Here is a 5,036-nt window from a genome sequence, read left to right on the forward strand (position 1 = left end):
TTTGTTTTTCATTAATAAAACTATCCAAGGGAGTGTCATCCCCAGAATCATATTACTGGTGTCTGGATATTCATGGGGCAGAAGTGTCAATTGTTCTGACATAGTTACCTCCAGATTGATTGAGAAATTATTTAATATATTATATGATAGATCTTTGTACAGGCAACAAATATAATTATCCTGAAAAGCTCTTTTCACTTCATATTACCAGATTTATTCCACTTAATTGCTACTGCATCTGGAAAGAAGTCATCCAGTGAAGTGCTAATAGCTAAACTTATGTGCGATCACAAAACGAAACGTAATTCTTTCACTAAATGGAACAGAGTTATAGAACTCTTAAGTAAAACTTTATTGCTGACACATTTAGATATTTTTCTTGAAAACGGTTGACGAAATATCAACCGTTGCGTTATACTGATCTCAGCACCAAATTAGAACGATCTAAAGTACAAAAAAAAGACCGATTACAAAAGGAATCGGTCTTGGACTAAAAAATTAACTAACTTTCATTATGGCACATCAATTTACTTCTGGGGTATTTCTGACTACTCCAGCTTGGCACGGTATTGGAAAGGTAATCAGAGAGCCTCTATCACCAGGCGAGGCCATTAAGCAGGCAGGCTTAGATTGGAAGGTAACTAAGCAGAGTATTTGTCGCGAGGGAAGCAAAAAAGGAGACACTAAGCCCATATCAGATTATAAGGCGATAGTACGGGAAGACACCGATGAAGTCTTTGCCATAAGGCACAAATCTTACCAAGTATTTCAGAACTGGGAAGCCTTCAAGTGGCTTGAGGAGTTCATTGAACGGGGGGATTTGATAATTGATGCAGCCATTTGCCTCGCTGGAGGGAAGCAAATCGCCATTACTTGCAAGATAATGGTAGAGCCTGCTGAAGTTATCAGTGGCGACCTAATTGAACCTTATTTGCTGTTCAAGAACGATCATTCGGGAAACGGCAGTATTGGTTTCATATTAACACCAGTGCGCGTTGTTTGTCGCAACACTTTATCAATGGCAGTCGGACGAGATGACTTTGAAGGTAACGTTCAGCTCGACAAAAAAAACTTCCGCATAAAACACATTGGCAACGTGAGTGCCAAAGCAGAAGAAGCAAAAGACCTCATTGACTTGCAAAAACGCTGTTTCAACGACGGAATGGATGTGTATCGGAAAATGGCAAAATATAATTTGCCTCGCCACAAATTTGAAGACTACCTCAAACAGGTTTTCTCAGCACAGTTCAAAGAAAAGCAGAAAGTTTGTTTAGAGCGCAGTCTACCCGAACCCAGTATATGGGACTTGCAAGTAGTGAAAAACGTCATCGATCACTACAACAAAACCTGTGAGGAAATGCCAGCAATAGAAGGTACGCTCTATTCTGCTGTGCAAGCAGTCTCAGGAGCAATCACTCACTCTAAACACCACCAGGCCGTTCAATCACAATTATTTGGCCGTGGTAAATCCATAATGGAAAAGAGTTTGATACAAGCCATTAGCGTGATGAAGATTTAATTTTTTACAATCAGCCTACCCCAAAACTATTTGTTCTGGGGTAGAGTAAGCAACTTTTTTGCAAATAGCTACACCAATCAAAAATGAACGAAAATCTAAATACATTTAGCTGCCAAGTTCTCTTCTCAAAAATTTATTGGGCAGCCGATACTGAATGCCGCCAATTCTACGACAAACGCTACGGCAAAGTAATCACCGAAGAGCAAAAAAGCTTGTGCAGGCAGAAAGTAGAGGAAATGCTAGCCCAAAGCAAAGGACTTTTTCAAGGCGAGTCCTTAAAAGCAGTGGAAACTGCACTTGATTTGTTTGTCAGAAAAAACATTGAAAACCAATGGTGGCTGAAAAGCCCTTATGTAGTCTAGGAAGGAATAAATGAGAACTTACAAAGTAATAAAGACTGTAACTGCAGAATTTACTATCTATGCTGAATTAGAAAATGAGGCGATTCAGCAAGCAGAAAATGAAACTCCCCAATGCGAGGAGCAAATTGAATTTGAAGCAATCGACATTACCGTAGATGCGGAGGGAGAAGAGGAGTAATGGGAGACACCGATATTCAGTGGACATCCTATACCTGGAATCCGGTAACAGGATGTCAAAAAGTCAGTCCTGGTTGCGCAAACTGCTATGCAGAAAGACTTGCCCACACTAGGCTGAAGCGCTATTACCCTCAAGGGTTTCACAAAGTAACCTTGCATCCAGAACGACTGGAGCAGCCACTAAAGCTTAAAAAATCTAGAGAAATATTCGTCAACTCAATGAGCGATCTGTTTAATCAAGAAGTTCCTGATCCCTTCATCTTAAAAGTTTTGGAGGTCATTAGAAAATGTCCTCAGCATAACTTTCAAGTCCTGACAAAGAGAGCTGAAAGGTTGCAAAGGTTTATGTCTCGAATGTGGGTAGATGGTGGTGTACCGCTCCTTTTACAAGATAGTATGTCACTTATCTATGAGGGTAAAACAACCCACAAAGGGTGGGATAACTTGTGGCTAGGTGTTTCGTTGGAAAACCAAGACTTTATACACCGTGTTGATTATTTAAGGGAAACTCCTGCTAGTGTCCGGTTCTTATCTTGTGAACCGCTCTTAGGCCCTTTAAATCTAAATCTAGAAGGCATTGATTGGGTAATTGTTGGTGGTGAATCAGGCCCCAAATACCGACCTATAAATCTAGACTGGGCACGAAGCATCCGCGACCAGTGCTTAGAAGCCGGAGTACCGTTTTTCTTTAAGCAGATAGGAGGCAAAACTTCTAAGGCAGGTGGGCGTTTGTTAGACGGGGTTGAATGGAATGAAAAACCAAGACTTATGGCGCAAGCTGCATAACTTAGAGCAAGTAGTTAGGGAAAAAGTTTCTCTAAGACCTAGCACTTGTCAGTGCAAGTTATGTGAACCAGACCATTACTTTGAATGCCCAAATTGTAGGTACTTGCGTCCTTGGTGTTTTGGTGCAGCCGATGATTATCCTGATTTGTGCGACTACTGCTGGGCTGAAGTGCAAAAAATGGAGCATGACGTTGAACATGAAATTACAACTAACTAAACGAGGCTATATTTCTATGCCTCAGCAAATTTCTTTAGAAATACTGAGGAATCTGAGTGAAACAGAAGAGACTAGCAGCAAGCAACTTGCCAGCCAGTTAGGCTACTGCCAAAACTACATCAAGCAAATTGCATCTGAAATGGTTAAATCAAAAATGATTTTATCATCTCGTAGAGGCTATCTAGCTATTACCAAAAAAAGAAGTCCAAAGCCTCCCCTTTTAAGGGGATGAAAAAGCGGTCGTTTGCGGAGCAGTCCGTAGGATGGGATGGCGAGGTTTCCCGCTCTTGCAGAGCCGCTTCGCTAACGCCATATCCAATCGACCAAGAGAAATATTTAATTCAGTATTTCAAGCCTCCGACTTTAGTCGGAGGTTCGCTGATAACTGATAACTGATAACTGAAATGACCCCTAGTCAGAAGTAATTTTTTCATTTGGTCTAACCCAGGCAAGTTTAGCTTGGGATAGGCCAGTAGTCTGAAAAATTTTTGACGTTGATTGTAATCCAAACTTTATATAAAACATATTATCAATGATTGAATTTAAACAAGGTAATTTATTAAAAAGCCACCTTGACGCTTTGGTAAATCCTGTTAACTGTGTAGGAATAATGGGAAAAGGTCTGGCTTTGCAGTTTAAACAAAAATTTCCTGATAATTTTCTTCAGTATAAAGATGCTTGTGATCGCCAATTTGTCAAATTAGGGCAAATGTATATTACAAAAACAGGCAATCTATTTCCAAGATATATTATTAATTTCCCTACTAAATATCATTGGAAAGATAGCTCAAACATACATAGTATACAATTAGGTTTAAAATATTTAGTTAAGCAAATAAATGATTTAAAAATTTGTTCGATAGCTATTCCTAGTTTGGGTTGTGGGAATGGAGGACTAGAATGGGAAAAAGTCAAGCCAATAATATTGAATTACTGTAGAAAATTATCTCCAGATATTAAAATAGAAATTTTTGAACCTTTAACACATAACTGAAATGACCTTTCAATCTGGACAATAAAATTGACTTTATTAGTATAAGTTATGAGCAATAAGTGGAAAAACTATCCTGCCCCAGATGATGGACTTACTAGATTGTACTTAGACAAAACAAGCAATAAATTCATTAAATTTATATTTATTTGGGGAACTGAAGGGGAAACAAACTGGAATTTTGGGGTAGACTTTGTTAGTCGTGAATACTACCAAACTATATATGACCCAAACTACAAACAGTTGAGTAAGTCTGATTGTATTAATGCGACTCTAAAGTATACAGAGCAAAAATTATTGGAAATACAATCACAGCTTACTGAAGAATTAAATAAAATTAATAAAATCTCAAAACTATACGGAGTTAGTTAGAAAAAACTATCTGATTCTCAGTTTGAGTAATTAGTTCAGACCATCGCGAGTTTAGCTCGCGATAGCTTAGTTATCTGAAAATTTTTTGTCGCTTTAATCGACATTTTTTTAACTCACAACAACCCAAGGGCGACCGTCTCTTTTACGAATAACGATTGGTTGAATCTTGGTGACTTCCGACAGTAGGAAGAAACTAGCGTATTTTGCATCTTGCTTTTGTTCCCAGTATTTATCAGAGCCGAGAACTAAGGAGTTAAATTTCTCTTTACACCAGTTAATATCTGGATTCTGATAGTACCAATATTTTTCAACAGTTGATATCGCGACTATCGGTCCTCCTGTTTTTTTTAAGAGAATGTAGTCGCCTTCGGCTACTGCTTCATAGGGAATAATCTTCTTTTTAGATAGCCTACTTTCTACAGTTTTTGAGCCATCCAGGATAAAATTTAGATATGGATTTCTCATAACTGCAATATGCAGATTATTATCTGCCAGTTGTTCTACATCAATATTGCTTGCTAGTTGCCTGACTATTTCACTTTTGCTAATCATTATTGTTATCCTTAAAATAATTATTACTTGAGGCTAAACGTAGCCCCATTTATTAGCTAG

At 38.3% G+C, this 5,036-nt stretch carries 8 protein-coding genes; 7 read left to right on the forward strand and 1 reads right to left on the reverse strand.

Annotated features, from left to right (window positions below):
- Positions 1-514: 514 nt before the first annotated feature.
- From F6K13_RS17680 to F6K13_RS17710, 7 genes are all read left to right on the forward strand, one after another.
- Positions 515-1,519, forward strand: coding sequence for a DUF932 domain-containing protein (locus F6K13_RS17680; RefSeq protein ID WP_287287912.1), 1,005 nt, complete (start codon positions 515-517; stop codon positions 1,517-1,519).
- A gap of 83 nt (positions 1,520-1,602) precedes the next feature.
- Positions 1,603-1,881, forward strand: a complete 279-nt coding sequence (locus tag F6K13_RS17685; RefSeq protein ID WP_287287913.1) for a hypothetical protein — start codon at positions 1,603-1,605, stop codon at positions 1,879-1,881.
- Positions 1,882-1,891: 10 nt separating this feature from the next.
- Positions 1,892-2,059: a hypothetical protein gene (locus F6K13_RS17690; RefSeq protein WP_287287914.1), complete on the forward strand. Its 168-nt coding sequence runs from the start codon at positions 1,892-1,894 to the stop codon at positions 2,057-2,059.
- Positions 2,059-2,844: a DUF5131 family protein gene (locus F6K13_RS17695; protein ID WP_287287915.1), complete on the forward strand. Its 786-nt coding sequence runs from the start codon at positions 2,059-2,061 to the stop codon at positions 2,842-2,844. Before F6K13_RS17690 ends, F6K13_RS17695 begins: the two co-directional genes overlap by 1 nt.
- A gap of 80 nt (positions 2,845-2,924) precedes the next feature.
- Positions 2,925-3,293, forward strand: a complete 369-nt coding sequence (locus F6K13_RS17700) for a hypothetical protein (protein WP_287287916.1) — start codon at positions 2,925-2,927, stop codon at positions 3,291-3,293.
- Positions 3,294-3,593: 300 nt separating this feature from the next.
- The gene (locus tag F6K13_RS17705) at positions 3,594-4,055 is read left to right on the forward strand and encodes a macro domain-containing protein (protein ID WP_287287917.1); all 462 of its coding nucleotides are present in this window, start codon (positions 3,594-3,596) and stop codon (positions 4,053-4,055) included.
- Positions 4,056-4,103: 48 nt separating this feature from the next.
- On the forward strand, positions 4,104-4,424 hold the full coding sequence (locus tag F6K13_RS17710; RefSeq protein ID WP_287287918.1) for a hypothetical protein: 321 nt from the start codon (positions 4,104-4,106) through the stop codon (positions 4,422-4,424).
- Between the two features lie 108 nt (positions 4,425-4,532).
- Here the strand turns inward: F6K13_RS17710 and F6K13_RS17715 are convergent, their stop codons facing one another.
- Positions 4,533-4,976: an ASCH domain-containing protein gene (locus F6K13_RS17715; RefSeq protein WP_287287919.1), complete on the reverse strand. Its 444-nt coding sequence runs from the start codon at positions 4,974-4,976 to the stop codon at positions 4,533-4,535.
- Positions 4,977-5,036 lie beyond the last annotated feature (60 nt).

The sequence above is a fragment of the Okeania sp. SIO2B9 genome, from assembly GCF_010672505.1.
GTDB lineage: Bacteria > Cyanobacteriota > Cyanobacteriia > Cyanobacteriales > Microcoleaceae > Okeania > Okeania hirsuta.

Coding starts and splice junctions, on each gene's coding strand:
- F6K13_RS17680 (WP_287287912.1), top strand. CDS start 515: ATGGCACATCAATTTACTTCTGGGGTATTTCTGACTACTCCAGCTTGG.
- F6K13_RS17685 (WP_287287913.1), top strand. CDS start 1,603: ATGAACGAAAATCTAAATACATTTAGCTGCCAAGTTCTCTTCTCAAAA.
- F6K13_RS17690 (WP_287287914.1), top strand. CDS start 1,892: ATGAGAACTTACAAAGTAATAAAGACTGTAACTGCAGAATTTACTATC.
- F6K13_RS17695 (WP_287287915.1), top strand. CDS start 2,059: ATGGGAGACACCGATATTCAGTGGACATCCTATACCTGGAATCCGGTA.
- F6K13_RS17705 (WP_287287917.1), top strand. CDS start 3,594: ATGATTGAATTTAAACAAGGTAATTTATTAAAAAGCCACCTTGACGCT.
- F6K13_RS17710 (WP_287287918.1), top strand. CDS start 4,104: ATGAGCAATAAGTGGAAAAACTATCCTGCCCCAGATGATGGACTTACT.
- F6K13_RS17715 (WP_287287919.1), bottom strand. CDS start 4,976: ATGATTAGCAAAAGTGAAATAGTCAGGCAACTAGCAAGCAATATTGAT.